General features: G+C 46.4%; 16 protein-coding genes. 6 read left to right on the top strand and 10 right to left on the bottom strand.

The window, feature by feature from the left end:
- Positions 1-16: 16 nt before the first annotated feature.
- From QUA56_RS04130 to QUA56_RS04115, 4 genes are all read right to left on the bottom strand, one after another.
- Positions 17-712, bottom strand: coding sequence for an ATP-binding cassette domain-containing protein (locus QUA56_RS04130; protein ID WP_333353589.1), 696 nt, complete (start codon positions 710-712; stop codon positions 17-19).
- A gap of 51 nt (positions 713-763) precedes the next feature.
- The gene (locus tag QUA56_RS04125; protein WP_333353586.1) at positions 764-2,689 is read right to left on the bottom strand and encodes an ABC transporter transmembrane domain-containing protein; all 1,926 of its coding nucleotides are present in this window, start codon (positions 2,687-2,689) and stop codon (positions 764-766) included.
- A gap of 688 nt (positions 2,690-3,377) precedes the next feature.
- On the bottom strand, positions 3,378-5,642 hold the full coding sequence (locus tag QUA56_RS04120; RefSeq protein ID WP_333353584.1) for a ShlB/FhaC/HecB family hemolysin secretion/activation protein: 2,265 nt from the start codon (positions 5,640-5,642) through the stop codon (positions 3,378-3,380).
- A 203-nt stretch (positions 5,643-5,845) separates the two neighbouring features.
- Positions 5,846-6,712, bottom strand: coding sequence for a DUF928 domain-containing protein (locus tag QUA56_RS04115; protein WP_333353581.1), 867 nt, complete (start codon positions 6,710-6,712; stop codon positions 5,846-5,848).
- A gap of 423 nt (positions 6,713-7,135) precedes the next feature.
- Here QUA56_RS04115 and QUA56_RS04110 point away from each other — a divergent pair, with 423 nt between their 5' ends.
- Entirely contained in the window at positions 7,136-8,827 is a 1,692-nt protein-coding gene (locus QUA56_RS04110; RefSeq protein ID WP_333353578.1) for a transglutaminase domain-containing protein, read from the top strand.
- 108 nt (positions 8,828-8,935) lie between these two features.
- Positions 8,936-9,076, top strand: a complete 141-nt coding sequence (locus QUA56_RS04105) for a hypothetical protein (RefSeq protein ID WP_333353575.1) — start codon at positions 8,936-8,938, stop codon at positions 9,074-9,076.
- 169 nt (positions 9,077-9,245) lie between these two features.
- Here QUA56_RS04105 and QUA56_RS04100 read toward each other — a convergent pair whose 3' ends face one another.
- The 4 genes from QUA56_RS04100 to QUA56_RS04085 all read right to left on the bottom strand — a co-directional run bounded on the left by QUA56_RS04100 (position 9,246) and on the right by QUA56_RS04085 (position 13,509).
- Positions 9,246-9,776 carry a hypothetical protein gene (locus tag QUA56_RS04100; protein ID WP_333353572.1) on the bottom strand — a complete coding sequence of 177 codons (531 nt, stop codon included), beginning with the start codon at positions 9,774-9,776 and terminating at the stop codon, positions 9,246-9,248.
- Positions 9,777-9,786: 10 nt separating this feature from the next.
- Positions 9,787-11,190 (bottom strand): AAA family ATPase, encoded by a 1,404-nt coding sequence (locus tag QUA56_RS04095; protein ID WP_333353569.1) that lies wholly within the window; start codon positions 11,188-11,190, stop codon positions 9,787-9,789.
- A 162-nt stretch (positions 11,191-11,352) separates the two neighbouring features.
- Positions 11,353-12,339, bottom strand: a complete 987-nt coding sequence (locus QUA56_RS04090; protein ID WP_333353565.1) for an aldo/keto reductase — start codon at positions 12,337-12,339, stop codon at positions 11,353-11,355.
- A gap of 258 nt (positions 12,340-12,597) precedes the next feature.
- Positions 12,598-13,509: an alpha/beta fold hydrolase gene (locus QUA56_RS04085; protein WP_333353563.1), complete on the bottom strand. Its 912-nt coding sequence runs from the start codon at positions 13,507-13,509 to the stop codon at positions 12,598-12,600.
- Positions 13,510-13,540: 31 nt separating this feature from the next.
- Between QUA56_RS04085 and QUA56_RS04080 the strand changes: the two genes are divergently transcribed.
- Positions 13,541-13,924: a hypothetical protein gene (locus QUA56_RS04080; RefSeq protein WP_333353560.1), complete on the top strand. Its 384-nt coding sequence runs from the start codon at positions 13,541-13,543 to the stop codon at positions 13,922-13,924.
- Between the two features lie 281 nt (positions 13,925-14,205).
- Positions 14,206-14,694 (top strand): anti-sigma regulatory factor, encoded by a 489-nt coding sequence (locus QUA56_RS04075; protein WP_333353557.1) that lies wholly within the window; start codon positions 14,206-14,208, stop codon positions 14,692-14,694.
- A 246-nt stretch (positions 14,695-14,940) separates the two neighbouring features.
- On the opposite strand, the gene QUA56_RS04070 is transcribed toward QUA56_RS04075, so the two are convergent.
- Positions 14,941-15,216 (bottom strand): DUF6439 family protein, encoded by a 276-nt coding sequence (locus QUA56_RS04070; RefSeq protein WP_333353554.1) that lies wholly within the window; start codon positions 15,214-15,216, stop codon positions 14,941-14,943.
- Positions 15,217-15,330: 114 nt separating this feature from the next.
- On the opposite strand from QUA56_RS04070, the gene QUA56_RS04065 reads away from it, so the two are divergent.
- Together QUA56_RS04065 and asnS are read left to right on the top strand one after the other, a co-directional pair.
- Positions 15,331-15,696 (top strand): DUF2203 domain-containing protein, encoded by a 366-nt coding sequence (locus QUA56_RS04065; RefSeq protein WP_333353551.1) that lies wholly within the window; start codon positions 15,331-15,333, stop codon positions 15,694-15,696.
- 109 nt (positions 15,697-15,805) lie between these two features.
- Complete coding sequence (gene asnS / locus QUA56_RS04060; RefSeq protein WP_333353548.1) at positions 15,806-17,197, top strand: asparagine--tRNA ligase; 1,392 nt, start codon at positions 15,806-15,808, stop codon at positions 17,195-17,197.
- An 80-nt stretch (positions 17,198-17,277) separates the two neighbouring features.
- Here the strand turns inward: asnS and QUA56_RS04055 are convergent, their stop codons facing one another.
- A complete protein-coding gene (locus QUA56_RS04055) occupies positions 17,278-18,759 on the bottom strand; it encodes a pitrilysin family protein (protein WP_333353545.1) in 1,482 nt (493 codons plus the stop codon).
- Positions 18,760-18,999: the final 240 nt, after the last annotated feature.

Raw genomic sequence — 18,999 nt, 5'->3', positions numbered from 1 at the left:
GAGTGCGCGGGGAGTGTCAATCCATTTGTCTCGCCACCAATTGTGCAAACAAACCCTCCTGCTGCACCAACTCCTCAAACGTCCCCACCTGCACCACCCGCCCCGCTTCAACAACATAAATCCGATCCGCATGGCGAATTGTACTCAATCGGTGGGCAATTACAATCCTCGTCGCCTTCAACTTATCCAAACTTTCAACCACAATCCCTTGCGTGCGGTTATCCAACGAACTCGTCGCCTCATCCATCACCATAATTTTCGGCTGATTCACCAGGGCCCTCGCAATCAACAACCGCTGCTTTTGCCCTCCCGAAAGATTGGTTCCCCCCTCACTAATCACCGTGTGCATCTTCATCGGCATTTGCTCAATATCCTCAGCAAAACCCGCCATCCGCGCCGCTTCCCAAGCTTTTTCGTGCGACACCAAGGCCCCAGCCGTGATATTCTCAAAAATCGAACCACTACCAATCCGACCGTTTTGCAGCACCACCCCCAACTGCCTTCGCACCGCCACCAAATCTAACTCCGCCAAATCTTTGCCATCGTAACAAACCCTTCCCGAATTCGGCGTTTCAAATCCCAACAACAACCGGACAATCGTTGACTTCCCACTTCCCGACGGCCCGACGATCGCCACAAATTCACCCGGTTGGGCACGCAGAGTGATATCATCAAGCACAGGCAATCCCTCATCCCGATAGCGAAAAGTCACCCCCTCCAAAGCCACTCCACTCTGCAACTGACCCGGATTTACTCTATGAAGTTAGTACTCCGGTTTCGTTTGCAAAATCGGTTTCGCCCGTTCCCACAGCGGCACAATTCCCAAAATATCAGTCACGGTACTGCTAATACTGCTTACAGCGCCGCTAAAAATCCCCAACGCGGAATTAAAAGCCAAAAACGTACCCGTCGTCAACCCGCTACCGTCATTAGCTTGCGCCATCTGAATCGACAGTACGCCAAACCAATACAAAACTGCCGAACTCACCAAGGACAGCGACTCGTTGAACACGCCCATTCTATCTTGAAGGCGCTGCAAACCAGCTTCCAACTTCATGCGATCGCCGTACTTTTGGGCCCAAGCTGCAAATGCCCTGTCTTCCGCCTGCGCCACCCGCAGCTTAGCCACCCCATTAATGAGTTGTACCACCAACCCGCTAATCTCGCCATCCAATTCTTGCAGCCGTCGCAAATTGCGGATTACCAAAAAATCAACCACAGACGTGACTGCGGTTGTCAGCAAAGCTATCCCCACCCCCACAAACGCGAGTTGCCAACTGTAAACAAACATCAGCACCAAATTCAGCAAACCGAACACTCCACTCATCAAAGTGCGTAGCGTTCCCCCCGACAGTATCTTACGAATTCGGTTCACCGACAAGGTGCGGTTGAGCAAGTCGCCGGAAGTATATTCCCGAAAAAAAGCCGGACTCAATCCCAGGAGTTTATTCCATATCGCCATTTGCAACGAACTATCAACGCTGTTCTCGACTCGCAGCGCCATAATCCCTTGAGACAGCCCAAACGCTGACCTTCCCAAACCCAGCGCCAACAATGCCAGCGCTAATTGCCATAATAAATTGCGATCGGCATCTGGAATCGCACTATCCACCAAAATTCCCGTCGCCTGTGGCACCACCATCCCCAGCAGGGTACCAATAATTCCCACCACCACAATGCTGGCGATTTCTTTTTCATACCCCTTGAAGCCAAACTGTAACAAGGGCAGCACATTATTAATAACACTAGGTAACGGTCGGTAAAACTGGTAAGCTTCCGGTGCCAAAGTCGCCGCCACCGTCTCATTCACCCTCGTCCGAGTTTGAGTTACTCCATCGAACAAAACGTAACCGCTACCAACAACTAACAAAGCCACCGGATGCCCTGCAATTTTGTAAGCTAAAGCCGGGCCGTATTCTCTTCGCCACCAGCCATCCTCCAACACCACCATCCGAATCCGAAATTGGGAGGAACGCGCTATAGCCTCCACCGAATCTTTGACAGATTTGAGTTCTTCCAACTGCGTCGGAGGACTAATCGTTATTCCCATCGCTTTTGCCACTGCACCCGCCGCAATTAATAAAGGAATTCCTTGCTGGAAGGATACCGTTTCTTGCTGCGGTTTGACCACACCCGCTAACTTAGAAAGGGCTGAATTGACTGCGATTAGATTCAGTTCTTCTCTTTCTTGAATTTGTCGAAAAGCCGCCTCTGTTTTCTGCAATTCCTGCCCGTTCAAATAATTGAATAAATCGGTATGTAAATCGGCTAAAATGTTTGGCAGTGAAGCAGCACTCTCGGAATTTATGAAGGATAATTCCTGCGAAGCGAACGCCGCTGTGTGTTCCTGGCTGAATGTCTTCTTTAAACGGTTTACCCAACCATTCACTAACCCAATTGCCCTTTCCTCACCAACTGTTACCTGCGCGACCAAATCTGCTGTGTTAATTTGGTATAGTTCTGTGGGTTCGATCGCCACCGCCAAAAGTCCCCATTCTTCCCGCAGCGCTGCACCAAATAAAGCTTCGCCCGCACCCACATCGAACAAATATTGGCGATCGCCGCTAACCAAACTATCCTTGACTTTAGTGGCAAACAATGCTATTGTACCAGTTTTTATAATCCAGATATTTTGTCGATCGTCCAGCAACAGCGGTTCATTTCCTTTGAGGCAGTAAAGGATATCCATTGGAGAAAAATTTACATTTTTAAATTATAGGGCGATCGTATATAGCCGTTCTCAGAAAGATGAGGTACGTAGTTGGGCTTCAGCCCTCTTAGTTTAAATGGTTATATAATCTGTCAACCATACCTCATCTTTTTAATAAAGGCTATAGCAATCCTTGCAGGAGTCGTAAATTTTTTACTCCACCCCAGCCCTCCCCGAAGTCGCGGGGAGGGAGTAAGAAATTCACAAATGATTTAGCATCGCTATAGTAAGCTGTTGCGCGTTTAAATTGCATATTCGGGACGGGCTCGCGTGCCCATCCCACAATAGTTTGAGTGATTTTTGACACACAATTTAAATGGATAACAGCTTAGTATCAAAAAAGATATAGCCTTTCTCAAAAAGATGAGGTATAATTGACAGATTATACAACCACAATAACGTATAGGGCTAAAGCCCAACTACGTACCTCATCTTTCGCTCAAACGGCTATAAGTCGGCAGTAATAGAGTTTAAAAAAAGGCGTTGCATAATGGTGCTGTGAATTGAGGTCAAACTTTCAAATTCTGGGATGTCCCCATTCCTCAACGATCGATCGCGCTATTGAGCAACGCCATATTTTCTTCATCTCCCACTCCCCCACTCTTCCCATATCCCCTCTGCCATAACAGACAATTTATATGCGTAGCAGAGCTGCCGATCGCTCATTTTAAGGCGTATAAATTATGTTGAAGTAAATGCCGTTATCTTGCAGATTGTCGCCTTTATCGCTAATTCTCACCAAAGGAAAAGCGTAATCTACGCGCAGGTTCACCCGCTGTATCGGTTCCCAGATTAGCCCCACACCCACACCTGCTAAAAATGTTTGATTGGTTAATTTATTAGGATTGTTCGCAACGTTCCATACCGTACCCGCATCCAAAAAAGGAGCTAATTGAAGTTTGGGATTTCCCGAAGCATCCCGCTGCAAAGTAATCCGATCTTCGATGGAAACTCTGAAGCCGTTATCGCCAGAACGGACATTTTGGCGGTAGCCGCGCAAAGATTGCCCGCCGCCAATTACAAATTGCTGCGAAGGCAACAAACTATTAGCTGACAACTGCAAGTCTGACTGCAAAATTAATAGATGTTTGTCGTTCAATCGCTGTACTCGCTGCACTTGACCCAGCCAACTAAAAAATTGTCCGTCTGGATCGGAACCTTCGTTTTGAGTAGCATCAAACAAGCTAGTGCCGATCGTAAATTGCGATCGCACGGCCCAAGCACCCTGCGGGTCGCGCCGAATGTAGTCCTGTCCCAGCTTAATTGTACTCGTAGTGGTGATACCATTGGAGTCCGGGCCGATGCCAAAAGGAAACGGTTCGCCTGCGAGAAAAGTGTTGCCTCTCTGATAAGTAAAACCTGCAGATAAGGCAAATTCTTCGATCGGCGTTCTCCGCAGCGGCTGGCGGTAACTGAGTTCAAATAAATGCGATTTTCCCGAAATGTCAAAACTGTCAAAAGGTGCTTGTACAATACTGTTGCGGTTCGGTGCCGCCCTCAATTGCAAAGTGCCGTTCATCGCATTTACCGGGATGCGGTAGCTGAAATCGAACACGTCAGAATCGCCTAGCGATCGGTAATAAGCAGCAGCAAATTCGTCGCCATTTCCTGTTATATTGCGGTGCCGCAAACTAACTCCCAATCTTTCGGAACCGACGCTGGGAGGCGAGTAATTGTCAATGCTGAAACTAGGTTGAAACGGATTAGCTTCCGAGACTCGGACGATCAGAATGCTCTCGCCTTCATTATCCCCAGCCCGCAGGCTGGCTTCTACATTGTCAAATAAAGGATCGACTCGCAGCAGCCGCAGTTGGTCTTCTAATGAAGCTGTGCTTAAAGGCCTTCCCGCCCCGAGTCGAAGCCGGCTGCGGATGTAACTGGGATGCAATCTTTTAGTTCCTTCTACCTCGATTTTGGCCAGCTTGCCTTCGATCACTTGAATCTGGACGACCCCTGCGGTGATAGTTTGGGCCGGCAAGACTGCTCTCGAAGTGATGTAGCCGCGATTGAGGTAAATTTCGGTAATTTTGTCAGCGATTTGTTTGAGTTCTTCTAGGGTGGTAGAACGGCCTTCTAACGGCTTGACTAAGGCATTAATTTCGTCTTGGCTTAAAATTGTGCTGCCAACTACTTGAATTTTCTGCACCTCAATTACTGCATTCGGCAGCGTTGGGGGAACTGGCGACGGGGGGCTAGGCGCTACTGTTGGCGGTACTTGGGGAGGTTCTGGGGAAGGCTGCGGGGCCGGTTGCAGAAATCGATCGCGATTTGGATCTGGCTGAGTCGGTGGCGGTGGCAGGTTTAGAGGCGCCGAGGGTGGGTTCTGGGCTAAAACATTGCAATGTAGCTGGTTCTGACATTTTGAATTGTTGTCAACCAGATTTTTTTGTTCTTCGGGCAAGATGCCCGCACCACAAGCAGTTTCATCGATTGTGGAACACGGATCTTGCGTGTTCTCGGCGGGGTTCGATTGTGTTTCTGGTTCAGGGTTGCTTTCGGGAAAATCGGGGAGTTGATTTAAGTTTTTTGCAGTTTCATCCTGCTTGATTTCGAGTTTTTGCAGTGCTAAGACTTCGTTCCCCGGATCTGCTGATATCAATTCCGGTTGCACCGTCAGGTGATTGTTGACTGTTGACTGTTGACTGTTGACTGTAGAAGGAGGGGTCGAAAAACTGAATGGTTGAGTGTTAACTGTTGACTCGATTTTATGATTCCGATGCAACCGGAAACGATATGAGTTGTCAGCGGCGGCGGGCAACTGAGAAATATCGAAAGTTTGGGATATAGCTTTATTGGCATAAAAGCAAGGGATCGGGAGCGCAGTCAGAAGTGAAATCCCCAACCGAAATATTGCAATATTTGCACTCGGGCGCATAATTAATATTTTGTCTAAAATAAGTTTGTATGCTGCTTGACTCTGCCAGTTTATCATTTAGTATTGAGCGCAATTTAACAATAAAAATTTACACAGTCCGGCTTTCAATAGGCAAGCGAGCCGGAACTGCTCGTTAGCACAAAAATTTTAATTTATTGAGGACGATCGACCAAAAAACCCGGAACAGGCAAAAATCGGCTGTGGCGCTGTCAAATAGCGCAATTGAAACCGAGTTTTTGGTACTTGCTGCAGAAGTCGAATTATTTTCTTGTGATCGGTGTTAACTCACTTGCGATTAATGGTTCTTGGGCGATTTTGCCGAGTTCGACTGAGTTCAACACTTCTAACCACTTGAGCGCTAAACTGGCATCGCTGGGAGACTCCATTCGCAATTGAGCTAGAGTTGCCAGGTACTCGTACCAGAGACCTTGTTGGGCGAAGATGCTGAGCTTGGCGCGATCGGGCGATCGATCCAACTCTGTTTTCACGGTTGGGGCGAGTGCGGTGCGGTTGATCCACCCAGAAACGAGAACATCATCTGTTGTATTTTTTGGGTCGCATTTGATAGTAAAGTACCATTGATAGTTTTTGCCAACTTCCAGGGTTGGCGAGTTGCCGTCGGAGCCGAAGCTGACGCTAACGATACCAGCACGGGTAGTTACCATCCGGAAACTTTTTTTGTATAGTGTTTTGTCCCTTTCGTCTGCTAACTCAAACTGAACTGTTTTGTCGAGGGCTACGGGAAGGTAGTAGAAAAATGTCGGCTTTGCTGATATGGTTTGCCCCATAGTTGATTGGGGAATCAAGGCAGTTAAGGCAGTTGTGACCGTGGGGCAGGCCAAGCCGCGGGTTCCTCCGCCTTCCCGCCTTCCGGGTACTCCGTCTTCGGGCGGTTGAAAGGTATTCCACGTGGCTCCGGTTTGCTTGCTGTTCGGTCTGCTTCCGCTTGGTTCAGGGGGTTGCACTGTTTGCGAGTTGAGGGGTAGCTGCGATTTTGAGGGGTGGTGGACGCTCTTTGCGGGGCTGTTGAGAGCCTCTGCTGGTATTAAGAAACTACCAACGGCAACAGCCTCTAAAGACAGAATTAAGGAAAGAGCACCGATGTTTAGAGCAGACTTCCAAGCCATGACGAACCTGCCTTCTGATGAACCTAAGAACTTTATCGCACGGTTTTATTCTACTCAAGGTTTTGGCAGATATAGTAATCTGTTGTACTTAATTTATATCTTCAGCCAGATACGATTAGTTTGGCTGCTCTGACCAACATGGAATTGTGTGTAGCGTTTTTCAGTGGTAGCCTAGTAGTTATACTTACTTGCCTTTACGGCAGCAGGTTGGGTTGAGGTTATTAAACCTAACTTTCACAAAGACTAATATTCCAGGTTTTTTCACTCTGGGAAGAAGCTCAAACGAAGTATTTTCCTCAAAAAACCCGGTTGATGCGTTAGTTCTAGATATCAGGAACCTCGGCACTTCTGCTGGTGAACCTCAAGCGCTCGGCTACAAGTTACAAATTAGGTTTTCTGTACAATACCGGCAAGAAATTTAGCATGAATCTCGATTCACCTGTTCTCTCGGACAAACAGCCTTCAGGGCTGCGGATGGTAAGACCCATAGGAGTCTTGGCACTGCACGGCATTGCTTTTTTAGGAAATAGGTTGTTCGGTGTCGATCGCGCCGAAGGGCTGCTATTGGAGATCGATCGAGAAACTGACAACACTACAGTTTTGAATCCTTTTCAAACGGCTAAGTTTGCCGGCGCAACGGGGCTGGCTATTTGGGAAGATACTCTCTGGTTTGCGCGGGATGAGGATATTTGTTGCTGTCCGGGGGCAATTCGGGACGGGGCGATCGCTGAACTAAAACCGGAACATTTTGTTTCGCTTTCTTATCCTGCTGACGGAATTGCAGTTTGGAAATCTACGCTTTACGTGACTTGCCAAAGATTGGGCTATATTCTGGTTTTTGACGGGAAAACGGGTCGGGAAATTACTCGGTTTTACGCTCCCGGTATTGGGGTAGAAAATATCACTGTCCGGGATGAGGAACTTTGGGTTTGCGACAAGACTGAGCAAACTGTTTACTGTTTGGAACGGGCAACTGGAGAGATTAAATTTAGCGTTTTGACTCCCTTTGAGTCGCCTTCTGGTTTGGCTTTTCACAAGGATGCAGAGACGGGGGAAGAGGTTCTGTACGTGGCTTATGCTGGGGATGAACTTTACATCCGGGATGACCCGAATTCGGAAGATCCTTTTCAGTTGACGAAGCGCGATCGCACTTTTATTCAGCCTTTGTATTTTCACTACAATGAAGCCGAGCGCTACGCTCTGTCAAACGGTTTTTTGATGGAAATGTCTTATGTGGAGGAACTGTCTCCTCTCGATGAGGTAGAAATTGAAAATTTAGAGTGGCGGATTGCTTTGCCTTCGGAAACTCACCGGCAAAAGGTAAGGAAAGTTACGCCGATCGGAATGCCTTTTACTGAGGAAATTCAGGAAGGGGAACGGGTGGCGGTGTTTAAGTTCGATCGGCTGCACCCTGGGGAACGCCGAATTTTTGGCTGGAAGGCTTTGTTAGAAGTTAGATCGATTAAGTATCAGTTGTCGCCTCGGGATGTCGAAAAGATTCCGAAGCTGTCGCCGGAGTTTGCAGCTAAGTATTTGGTGGACAATGACAATTTGGCGATGAATACGGAGATTGTGCGATCGGCTGCTGTGGCTGCCATTGGCTCAGAAACTAATATTTTGAGGCAGTTACTGAGCATTCGCAATTTTGTTTACGACCAACTTTCTTACGGGATTAGGCCTCACATTGACACTCCCGATATTGTATTGCGCCGCGGCATCGGTTCTTGCGGCGAGTACGTGGGGGTATTGTTGGCTTTGGCAAGGTTGAACCGGATTGCTTGTCGCACGATCGGGCGCTACAAGTGTCCGGCTTTTGCTGACAGAAAAGGTGTGCCGCTGGAGCCGGATTTTAATCACGTTTGGCTGGAGTTTTACATTCCGGGTTTTGGCTGGGTGCCGATGGAATCTAATCCTGATGATATTCAAGATAGAGGCCCTTATCCTTTGCGATTTTTTATGGGTTTGGCTTGGTATCACGTAGAAATTGGCAAGGGAATTCGGTTTCAAGGTCTCACGAGCGGGGGTCTTCCTTTAAACAAGGAGGATGTTTCCGTGGGGACTCTGGCAATTAATCATGTGAGGTTTACAATTTTGGAAGATTTGCCAGCAGTTTGAATCGAGTCCTAACAGTTAACAGTTAACCGTCAACATTCCACTGTTAATTGTTAACATTTTTCATCTAAAATTGAAAGTAGAAAATGTAAAATCAGAGGAAGAGGCGTTGTGGAATTTTCGATTGCTAATTTTCTCGTTTTAGTGGCTTTTGTACTGCTGCTAACGGTGACTGGCGGGGTCGCTTATTTGACGGCGGTTGAATGGCGCGATCGCAGGCGGTTAGATAACGCTAAACGGAAAAAAGAGTAGCTCTTTGCTGTTGACAAAGTGCATTTTTTATGATAAAAAAGGCGACCTGGTTGGGTCGCCTTGTTTTTTGATTTGGGGAGTTTTCACCCCAGAGGTGCAAGGAAAGAGATAACCTAGGTGTGGCGCTTCAAAAACATCTTATTGAATAGCCTTAATTGACCGATTTTTTCTACTTTTTATTTTTCCGCTTCCCTCCACCTATTTGAGGTGGGTTTCCCCGCAACAAATCACCTAAAGCATCATTACTTCTGTTATTAAAATCAAAATTATTTTTCCCAAACGCCTTTAATAACTCTCTCTGATATTCCTCATGTTCGTAGGGTAAAGAACCGGCACACGCATAAATAAATGCTTTCGCCGTATAACTTTTTTTCAGATGTACCTTGAAAGTATTGTATGTATTAATTACTTGCTCTGTGGCATGACCTAAATCACCGATATTATCTTTTAATTCTACAAAACAGATAACGCGCTTGCTGTCTTTAGCGTAAAACACCATCAGGTCGCACATTTTTTGACCTTTTTCTATTCCCCAAAAAAATTGACGCAGCTTACAACCAGGATTTGATTGGTCATCTATGTTAAAAAAAAGTATTGTTTCGCCCGCTAGGGGTTCTACTTTTACTGAAGCTTTACTTTCCTTAAAATAGGTTTGACCTGGAAGTAAACAGGAGGATAAAAGCAAATTTTCAAAAGGCATTAACTGTCTCTCAATCTTGAATTTTCAGTAAATTAGCATAAATGCGAGAAACATCATCAGACACTTGACCAAAAGTTTCCCAATTTATTGTACCTTCTTCACTGATAATGTTTTTGGCTGTTCCATCCTCAAACAAATAGACTGAAACTTTTTCTTGAGAAATAAAAGCATCTGTTCGCTCTAAATAAAACATTTCTTTAATGCTATCTGGATCTTTATGCTTAGCTGCTTGCATGAGATTAGCAAGATGGTCAACAATGTAGGGACTGTGGGTTGTAATTAAGACGTGCAATCCAGCATTGACTAACATTGCCAAAAATTCAGCTATCTCTACTTGAGCCGCTGGATGTAAATTCATTTCTGGCTCATCAATTATCAGTAACTCATTTGGTTTAACTAAATAGCGCAAACAGAGAACTAATGGAGCTAATTCTTTTACCATTGAAGAAACAATAGGCATCTCCAACTTGGTACTTTCTTTCGGTTGAAAAAGTAGTTCTTTTCGCAATTCGGATATTGTTTCAAAGCCGACCTCTCCTTGTAAAATCTCTTTTTCCAAAAAATCAGCTAACTTCACATATTTCTCTAACAAAGGATTTTCTTTTATTTCCTTTTCTCTGTCTTCTTTTTTTAGAGAACTCAATATAATCATGTCCAACAAACGCTTTACTGGTTCAACCAAAGACGTTTTTCTTGGTTCAAATTCGGATTTATCTGTTTCTTTTAAAGGTTCTTCGTCTCTAATGTCTCTGACTCTAAAAGAGCTAAATGGAAAAGTTATAAAAGTAGTCCTTTCAGTAGGGAATATATGTATACAAGCATAAAATGCTCTGTGGAGCATCTGAAAAATTTCCTGAATTACGAATCGCTTAATTGCTTTTTTAGGCAGCTTATTCAAATCTTTGCCTCCTCCTGAATAAAAGTATAATATTGTTTCGCCTGATTCTTTCACAGAATTTAGTAAGCCCAAAGAAATTTCTCTCTGGACAGAAACTGATTTTATCCTTTCCAGAAACTCTAATTTTGTTTCTTCCAACTTAAAATCTACTTGCAAATTTTCAAAATCTGCTCGCTCTGTAACCATAAAATCTCGCATCCAGTTTGGAGCCAAACGAGCCACATCATTAATAAAAATTTCCGCACAGTCCTTAGCAAATTCAATCATATCAATTTGTGCATTACCTTCATCAAAAAGTTGCTTAAGTGCGCTATCTATGATTGGATATGTCTGTTGGGTTTTACCGTCAAGATAAGCTTTCAAGTAATATCTGTATCCCTGCACTCCCAGGATCGCTGATAAAGTGTATGCAGCCCATGTTTTCCCTTCACCATTACGACCAATAAAAACAGTTAAAGGCTTTAAATCAATTTCTGCTTTTTCAACAACACCTAAGTTTCTAATTTCTAATTTCATTAAAAAATGTCCTGTTGATAAACTATCAGATAGAGAGGAACCTGAAACCGTTAGTGTTATAGATTTTCCATTCCTCAACCCATTATACCTGGATTGGTGATTCCTGTTCAATATTAACAGCAAGTATAGCGGCGACGAGCGCCGCATTTCCCAACATCATATCTAAGTCCACTGTCGGAAAAATGTATTTTCTTGCCAAGCGGCGGCGGTGCGTTTTTCAAGTGCTGCCATTTCTGTTTTGTTCAGGGGTTTGAATCCTTGGGCGACTTTGAAGTTTTCTTCTAATTGCTTTACTGAGTCGGCGGCGATGATGCAGCAGTGCACGCCGGGAAGTGAAAGCGTGTAGCCCATTGCTTGGTGCATTCCATCTAAAACACCGTTCTGAAATAATTTGCCGTAAGCTGGTATTTTCATGGCTATAACGCCGATGTTTTTGGCTTTGGCAATTGGTAAAGCGCTGGTAACAAAGGAGCGGGGATGGTGTTTTTCGGCGGCGTTGAGGGAGATTAATGTTGTGTCAAAAGGATAGCGCTGCAAGCCTGCGGCAATGATGGCTGGTTCGTGGTGTCCGGTGATGCCGGAAAAACGAATTATTTTTTGCTGTTTGGCTTCTTCGATCGCCTTTATTGCTCCTTTGGCACTGAAAATTTGGTCTAATTCGGCTTGGAATGAGACGTGGTGGAGTTGCCACAAGTCTAGCCGATCGGTTTTCAATCTTTTGAGCGATCGCTCTAAGTCTCTCCACGCGCCATCTCTGTCTCTGGCGGAGGTTTTTGTGGCTAGGAATATGCGCGATCGATATTTGGGCAAAACTTTGCCTAAGTTTTCTTCGCTGGGCCCGTACTCGGCCGCCGTGTCAAAATAACGAATGCCTAGTTCGATCGCGCGTTCAATTTGCGCCGCCGCTTCTGCTTCTCTTCCCGGCTGCGACAGCGGTGTTTGTCCGGCCCCACCCAAACCGAAAATCGGCACTTTCACGCCGGTTTTGCCTAACACTCGTTCTGGCATTTTTACTGTGGCGGCCGCCTGGTTACTGGGTGCGGCTGCGATTTCCCGATCGTGCTCTTCGATCGCCTTAGCGCCTGCAATGCTGCTGGCAACAGCTATACTGCTCAATATAAAATTGCGGCGAGTCTTTTTGCCGGTCATGGTTCCCGTCTCCTCAGAATATGTGAGTTGAGATTAACCAAAAAGTTAAATGAAGTCATTAGTCATTAGTCATTAGTCATTAGTTATTGGTTATTGGTTATTGGTTATTTGTCCTATGTTTCTCGTTAGTTCTTCGTTCTAATAACCAATAACCAGTAACCCATGCCCCATGCCCCATGCCCCATGCCCCATGCCCCATGCCCCATGCCCCATGCCCCATGCCCCATGCACCATGCCCCATGCCCTATGCCCCATGCCCTATGCCCTATGCCCTATGCCCTTGTCACTTATCCATGCGCGAATCAGTTCGTTTATCTGTTCTGGTACTTCGTCGTGGGGACAGTGACCGGCTTTGATAAAGTGTTCTGTCAACTCTGGATAGTGGTTGCGAAATTTGGCGCTTCTTTGTGTAGAATTCATCCACGGGTCGCTTTCTCCCCACAGCATTAGCAACCCACAGGTTAATTGACTCAGCAATACGTCGATTTTTTCGCCTTGAGGTGTTCTGAATACGGAAGCGAATACTTTGGGGGCACCGGGATCGCAGGAGGGAAGGTAAATTTCTTCTACTAATTGGTCTGTGACGGCGCTTTGGTCGAGATAAACTTTTTCTAGGGTTTTCCGAATTGTCGATCGCTGGCGCACGTACTGGAACAGCAGAAAACTTGCCCAATCTTGCTGAAATAAAGTTTTAGCTACTACAGATATGGCTTTTTGCAAGGGCGGGGCTTCGGGTGCGGGCTGCGGTTCGCTGAAGGGGCCGGCGCTGTTGATTAAGATGAGTCCGGCGGCTGATTCGGGGCGCTGGGCGGCTACACACAAGGCGGCGTAGCCTCCGAGGGAGTTGCCGGCTAGTACGGCGGGTCGGCCGATGATGTTGGTGATAAAGTCGTGGAGTTGGTCGCGCCAGAGGTCGCCGCTGTACTGCAATTCGGGTTTTGCCGATCGCCCGAATCCCAAAAGATCGATCGCCCACACTTCAAAGTCTTTGCTCAGGCCGCTGATATTTTTGCGCCAGTGGTCTGTGGACGCTCCAAAACCGTGAATTAACAGCAGGGGAGGGCGTTCTGGATGCCGATCGCTGGATCGAACGTAGTATACTGAATGCCCCTGCCACTGCCAGTAAGTGCCGGCTATGGGGGCTGCGTTCATGGCTGGGGTTGTTTGCATGATGTAAAGAAATAATTATTTACTTTAACTATTGTATCGCGACGTTCAGATTTATAAAGTAGAGGAAACGCGCCGGGCTTTTGCCAGCCAAGGATTTGTCAATTTGGGCGAGTTGGGATATCGCGATCGCCCGCACTCAGGTGCAATAAGTTTTGTAACAAATATTGATTTGGTGAGGGTCGCAGCAAAGCGAGATATTTTGCCCAGATCGCATTTGGAAAATATATCGGGTTTTTGCTGCAACACACCTAGGTATGATAATTTTGCTGTGTGGCGGCAAGAGCAAGTTCTGGGCGATGGCGCTTGCCCAGGGGCTGCGAGGGTCGAACCCGATTGGCGAGGGTCAAGGGATCGACTTTTTTATAGTTATTTCCGAGCTTTTCAAGGTGGGGATCGTTTGTTAGAGTGCAGTTGACGGCTTGGGGAGGCAGCGAGCCGCTTGGTTGCGAGTTGGCAAAAGCCGACATCAAAAATTTCGCTGCTGGGAGAACTTATAAGTAAAATTACTGATGGTTCTCTGCAGAAGTTTCTCAGAATCGCAGAATATTTTGTGACGTGGTTTGCTGTTCTTAATTGCTTGGATACTCTAAGATAGAAGTAGAGCTGCGCCGCTCAATTAATTAGCATTTTGAATACTAGGGAGCCAACTATGCAGGGTGTGAACTTTATCCACCTGAAAGTTAGGGAGTTTTCTGAGTGATTGCTATTTCAGCCCGTCCGGTCGGACGCAATTGGATTACGATTAGCTTCGCTTCTACTCTATACCTTTGTCCTATTTTGGATCTGCTCCTAGCAGAGCTTCCGGATCGCTGGCAAGCGGAATTGCGGTTGGGGCTTCAAGAAGCTTTGGTAAATGCTGCTAAGCATGGAAACAAGTTAGACCCCGCTAAAACTGTTGGAGTCCGTTTTTCGATCGTCCAAAACCAATATTGGTGGGTGATATCGGATGAAGGTTCTGGTTTTAATGCCCCTTGCAGTTGCAACCTTTATACCGATGATTGCGACAATCTCCTAGCAAAGGATGTTGCAGATGACTCTGCACTCCCCCATGTTGAACAAGAATGTGGTAGGGGATTGTTTATTCTTTACCAAATATTCGATCGCGTAGAGTGGAATTCTGAAGGTACAGAGTTACGGCTGTGCAAAGAACTTCCCAGTCGCTACCGGCTGCCTCGCTTGCGCTAGCACCGATATTTGGCAGCAGTTTTCAACTCAGCTAGACCTGCAAATTTTTTCGTTTCCGGGCCCAAGCTTGGACTGAGAATTTGGAGGATCTGGCTATTGATACCCGATCCTAATACAAAATGCGTGTTTTGAGTTAAAAAAAGTATAAATCTTTTGAACTCACAATCGGGCGGCTCGATCGAGCCGCGCGATTGTCTAAGTTTTGAGCGACTAATCAAGTCAAAACTCAAGACTCAATACCCAAAATTATTTGCCGTGGGTGGGACAAGGAGGAGCAGATATCGATCGATCCAGCCATCCTGCTGCTTGTTTTAAGCGCGGGAGAGCTTCTTCTGGCTGTTTTTTGAGCAAAAAGACCAAAGCGGCCGCAGCTTGCTCGCAGGCCCGCGCGGAACGGTTGGCTTTGAGGCGGTGCCAATCTTTTTCGGCAATGGCGAGGCGCGCGGCTAGAGCTTGGGCTAGTTCTACCGTGCTCAGCTCGTTGAGGTTGACAGTTTGGGTTGTTTGTGTAGTTTCAAGCATAATTGGCAATTATAGCGATTTGGCTGCCGTTTCTGAATTTAAAAAATATACTGCATATAATAACAACTTAATTGGGAATCCGTTTTTTTATTATTGTCAGGTTTGCAGATCGAAATGCCTCAACAGCCGTCAGAGTTAAATCGGGAAGAGCAAGAAAGCGAGTTTGTTCAAGCGCTCGCAGCAGTGGAGCGATCGCTCGCGGCAGTTAAAGAACGGTACACTCAAATTCAGGTCGATCGACAGCGCCAAGTCGAACTCGGCCATCGGCGCGAAGAAATCCGCCAGTCTGGGCGCCAAAATCCATTGCCGCAACTCAAAAAAGAATTGCGGGAAATTGAGCAAGAATTGGAAACTATCGAGTTGAATTTAGAAAGCAGCCTGTTTTCTTGGGGAAGCATAAAACAACCTTTTTGGCAAGCAGTTCGCTTTGGGGGACTCGGCATTTTGATCGGTTGGATTTTGAAATCCTATGCAGGTTGAATTATGTTATGATTTTTGATTTTTTTATTAACCGCAGAGGGCGCAGAGGGCGCAGAGGAAGAGAAAAGAGAGAATTATGGTGCAAAATATTAAATAAACAGGAGTAAATATGACAAATCAACGAATAGCAGCAATTTTGCGCGCAGGTGAACCCGACGAAACTGTAACTGTTCAAGGTTGGGTTCGCACTAAGCGCGAATTGAAAGAATTTGCTTTTGTCGAAGTCAACGACGGTTCGGCGATGGCTAATTTGCAAGTAGTCATAAATTCCGATTTGCCAGACTTTGAAAACGTACTCAAACAACTGAATACAGGTGCATCTTTAGAAGTGTCGGGAGTGCTGGTAGCGTCTCCGGCGAAAGGACAGCGAATAGAGTTGAAAGCGTCACAAGTACAAGTTTACGGCGATGCAGACCCGCAAACTTATCCGCTGCAAAAAAAGCGGCATTCTTTTGAATTTTTGCGAACAATCGCCCATTTGCGGCCGCGCACAAACACCCACGGTGCTGTCTTTCGAGTCCGCAATGCTTGTTCGGCGGCGGTACACCAATTTTTTCAAGAACGCGGTTTTTTGTGGGTTCACACTCCGATTATTGCTGCTAGCGACTGCGAAGGTGCGGGGGAAATGTTCGGCGTTACCAACTTTGATTTAAAGAACGTGCCGCGCACTGATTCGCAAGAAGTTGATTATGCTCAAGACTTTTTTGGAAAGCGTGCCTATTTAACAGTTAGCGGTCAGTTGGAAGCGGAAGTTATGGCGATGGCTTTCGGCAATGTTTACACTTTTGGGCCGACTTTCAGAGCGGAAAATTCTAATACTTCGCGACATTTGGCGGAGTTTTGGATGATTGAACCGGAGATGGCTTTTTGCGATTTGCAGGGAGATATGGATTTGGCTGAGGCGTTTTTAAAGTACATTTTTAAATACGTTTTGGATCGTTGCCCGGAAGATATGGAGTTTTTCAACGAGCGCATTGACAAAACGGTTTTGGCTACTGCTGAAAATATCATTAACAATCAGTTCGAGCGGATTACTTACACGGAGGCGATCGCACTTTTGGAAAAAGCCGACAAAAAGTTTGATTTTCCGGTAAGTTGGGGTTTAGATTTGCAGTCGGAACACGAGCGTTATTTGGCTGAGGACTTGTTTAAAAAGCCGACAATTGTCAGCGATTATCCCGTCGGGATTAAAGCATTTTATATGCGTTTAAACGATGACGAGAAAACGGTGCGAGCAATGGATGTTTTGGCTCCTAATATTGGGGAAATTATCGGCGGTTCGCAGCGGGAAGAAAGGCTGGATGTGTTGGAGCGGCGCATGGAAGCGCAGGGTATGAATAAGGAGGAATTGTGGTGGTATTTGGATTTGCGCCGCTACGGTACTGTGCCTCACGCTGGGTTTGGTTTGGGGTTTGAGCGGTTAGTGCAGTTTATGACGGGAATGGGGAATATTCGGGATGTGATTCCGTTTCCGAGGGCGCCTTTGAGTATTGATTTTTAGTTGACGATTGTGCGGGAAAACGTAGGGACACGGCATTGCCGTGTCCTTACCCGGATCAGCGATTCACAATCACAAATAAATTAAGTTGCCGAGGGAATTGTGATATCAACAGATTGCACTTTTACCGAAGTTCCCAAACTCGATAAGGGCGGTTGAATCTCCGCCGTATTTCCCACTACTAATGTTACTAGATTCTCCGGTTTCAAGTAAGTCTTGGCTACGCGCTGCACGTCGGCAATTGTTGCTGCTTCGATGCTGCGGCGGTAGCTAAAAATGAAATCTTCGGGATAACCGTAGTATTCGTAGCGCATTAATCGCGACAAAGTTTGACTGGGATTTTCAAATTTGAAGATGAAAGAATTCAGGGTGGAATCTTTAGCGAAAGCTAATTCTGCCGGGGTAATTGCTTCAGTGCGGATACGATCGATCTCAGCGCGAATTGCCTGGATAAACGGTACTGTTGCGTCCGATCGCGTTTGGCCTCCTGCGACAAACACCCCCGGATAGTCATATCTCGGACTCCAAGCTGCGTATACTGAATAAGCTAAACCTTGGCGCGATCGCACATTATTAAACAAACGGCCGCCGAAACCGTTGAGAACCCCATTCATCACGTCCAAAGCACCGTAATCTGGACTGCTGAGCATTCCGCCCAAATGTCCCATCTGCACGTAACTTTGACTTAATTGCGGCTGATTTACCAAAAATACGCCGCCGTCCTTTGCTGGCGATACGGTTGGTAGCGCAGGCACTTCTGCACTTTGAGTCGGTTGCCAGTTGCCGAATTTTTGCTCGACGAGCGATCGCATTTTAGCAGTATCAAAATCGCCAGAAATACCCAAAATCATGTTTTTGGGGTGGAAATATTTCTGGTAGAAACTCACCACATCGTCGCGGGAAATATTGGCGAGGGTTTTGTATTCTACCGTGCGCGCGTAAGGACTGCGATCGCCGTAAATTAACTTTTCAAACTCGCGGCCGGTAATATCGTTAGGATCGTCATTGCGGCGGGCGATCGCGCCTTGACTTTGGTTCTTGGCTAAATCCAACTTTTCCTTAGCAAAGATTGGCTCCCGAATCACTTCCGCAAATAGGTCAAACACGGGTTCCACATCTTCAGCTAAAGCATTAAAATTAGCGCTGCCAGAAGTAACATCAATCCCCGTTTCTACTGAAGCTGCTCGCTGTTCTAGCAACTGATTTAGTTCATCAGCCGTATGCCGGCTCGTGCCGCCAGTTCGGAGCACTTCTCCCGTCAATCCTCCCAATCCAATTTTATCAGCAGGTTCAAAGCGATCGCCCGTGCGAAATAGCGCCGTTCCCCCAATTAGCGGGAGTTCCCGGTCTTCCATCAGATACACCCGGATGCCATTTTTCAGCTCGAAGCGAGTATATTTAGGCAGTTTAATTTCTGGCACCGCCGGGAATGTTAATTCGTCGTAGTGTTTCGGTGCAGCCGCTAACGAAGGTAACAAATTAAACGTGCCCAGTGAAACAGTAAAAATGCAAAGCGATAGCAGAAATAACTTTACGTTTTTCAGTCTCAATTTAGTCCTTTTCATTCTTTCTCCTAAGTTTCCTATTGTGACATAGCGTCGGGATCGTGCCCCGCGCCCGCCCTAGATGCAAGACTATCTCGCTTGTCTGCGAAGGCAGACTTTGTTTGTGTAGGATCGGTTTCAACCGCCGAGTCTAAATCGAGGCTCTTCCTCTGGATCTGCGTTCCCAGGCAGAGCCTGAGAACGAGTCTTTCTTACTGACTTCTACCTCACCCTACCCTCGATTATTCATCCGTGTATCCG

This window comes from Microcoleus sp. N3A4 (genome assembly GCF_036701805.1).
In the GTDB taxonomy this organism is placed as follows: Bacteria; Cyanobacteriota; Cyanobacteriia; order Cyanobacteriales; family Microcoleaceae; genus Microcoleus.
This window is presented reverse-complemented; position numbering and strand designations above follow the sequence as displayed.

Coding starts and splice junctions, on each gene's coding strand:
- QUA56_RS04125 (WP_333353586.1), bottom strand. CDS start 2,689: ATGGATATCCTTTACTGCCTCAAAGGAAATGAACCGCTGTTGCTGGAC.
- QUA56_RS04120 (WP_333353584.1), bottom strand. CDS start 5,642: ATGATAAACTGGCAGAGTCAAGCAGCATACAAACTTATTTTAGACAAA.
- QUA56_RS04115 (WP_333353581.1), bottom strand. CDS start 6,712: ATGGCTTGGAAGTCTGCTCTAAACATCGGTGCTCTTTCCTTAATTCTG.
- QUA56_RS04110 (WP_333353578.1), top strand. CDS start 7,136: ATGAATCTCGATTCACCTGTTCTCTCGGACAAACAGCCTTCAGGGCTG.
- QUA56_RS04100 (WP_333353572.1), bottom strand. CDS start 9,776: ATGCCTTTTGAAAATTTGCTTTTATCCTCCTGTTTACTTCCAGGTCAA.
- QUA56_RS04095 (WP_333353569.1), bottom strand. CDS start 11,190: ATGAAATTAGAAATTAGAAACTTAGGTGTTGTTGAAAAAGCAGAAATT.
- QUA56_RS04090 (WP_333353565.1), bottom strand. CDS start 12,339: ATGACCGGCAAAAAGACTCGCCGCAATTTTATATTGAGCAGTATAGCT.
- QUA56_RS04085 (WP_333353563.1), bottom strand. CDS start 13,509: ATGCAAACAACCCCAGCCATGAACGCAGCCCCCATAGCCGGCACTTAC.
- QUA56_RS04070 (WP_333353554.1), bottom strand. CDS start 15,216: ATGCTTGAAACTACACAAACAACCCAAACTGTCAACCTCAACGAGCTG.
- QUA56_RS04065 (WP_333353551.1), top strand. CDS start 15,331: ATGCCTCAACAGCCGTCAGAGTTAAATCGGGAAGAGCAAGAAAGCGAG.
- asnS (WP_333353548.1), top strand. CDS start 15,806: ATGACAAATCAACGAATAGCAGCAATTTTGCGCGCAGGTGAACCCGAC.
- QUA56_RS04055 (WP_333353545.1), bottom strand. CDS start 18,759: ATGAAAAGGACTAAATTGAGACTGAAAAACGTAAAGTTATTTCTGCTA.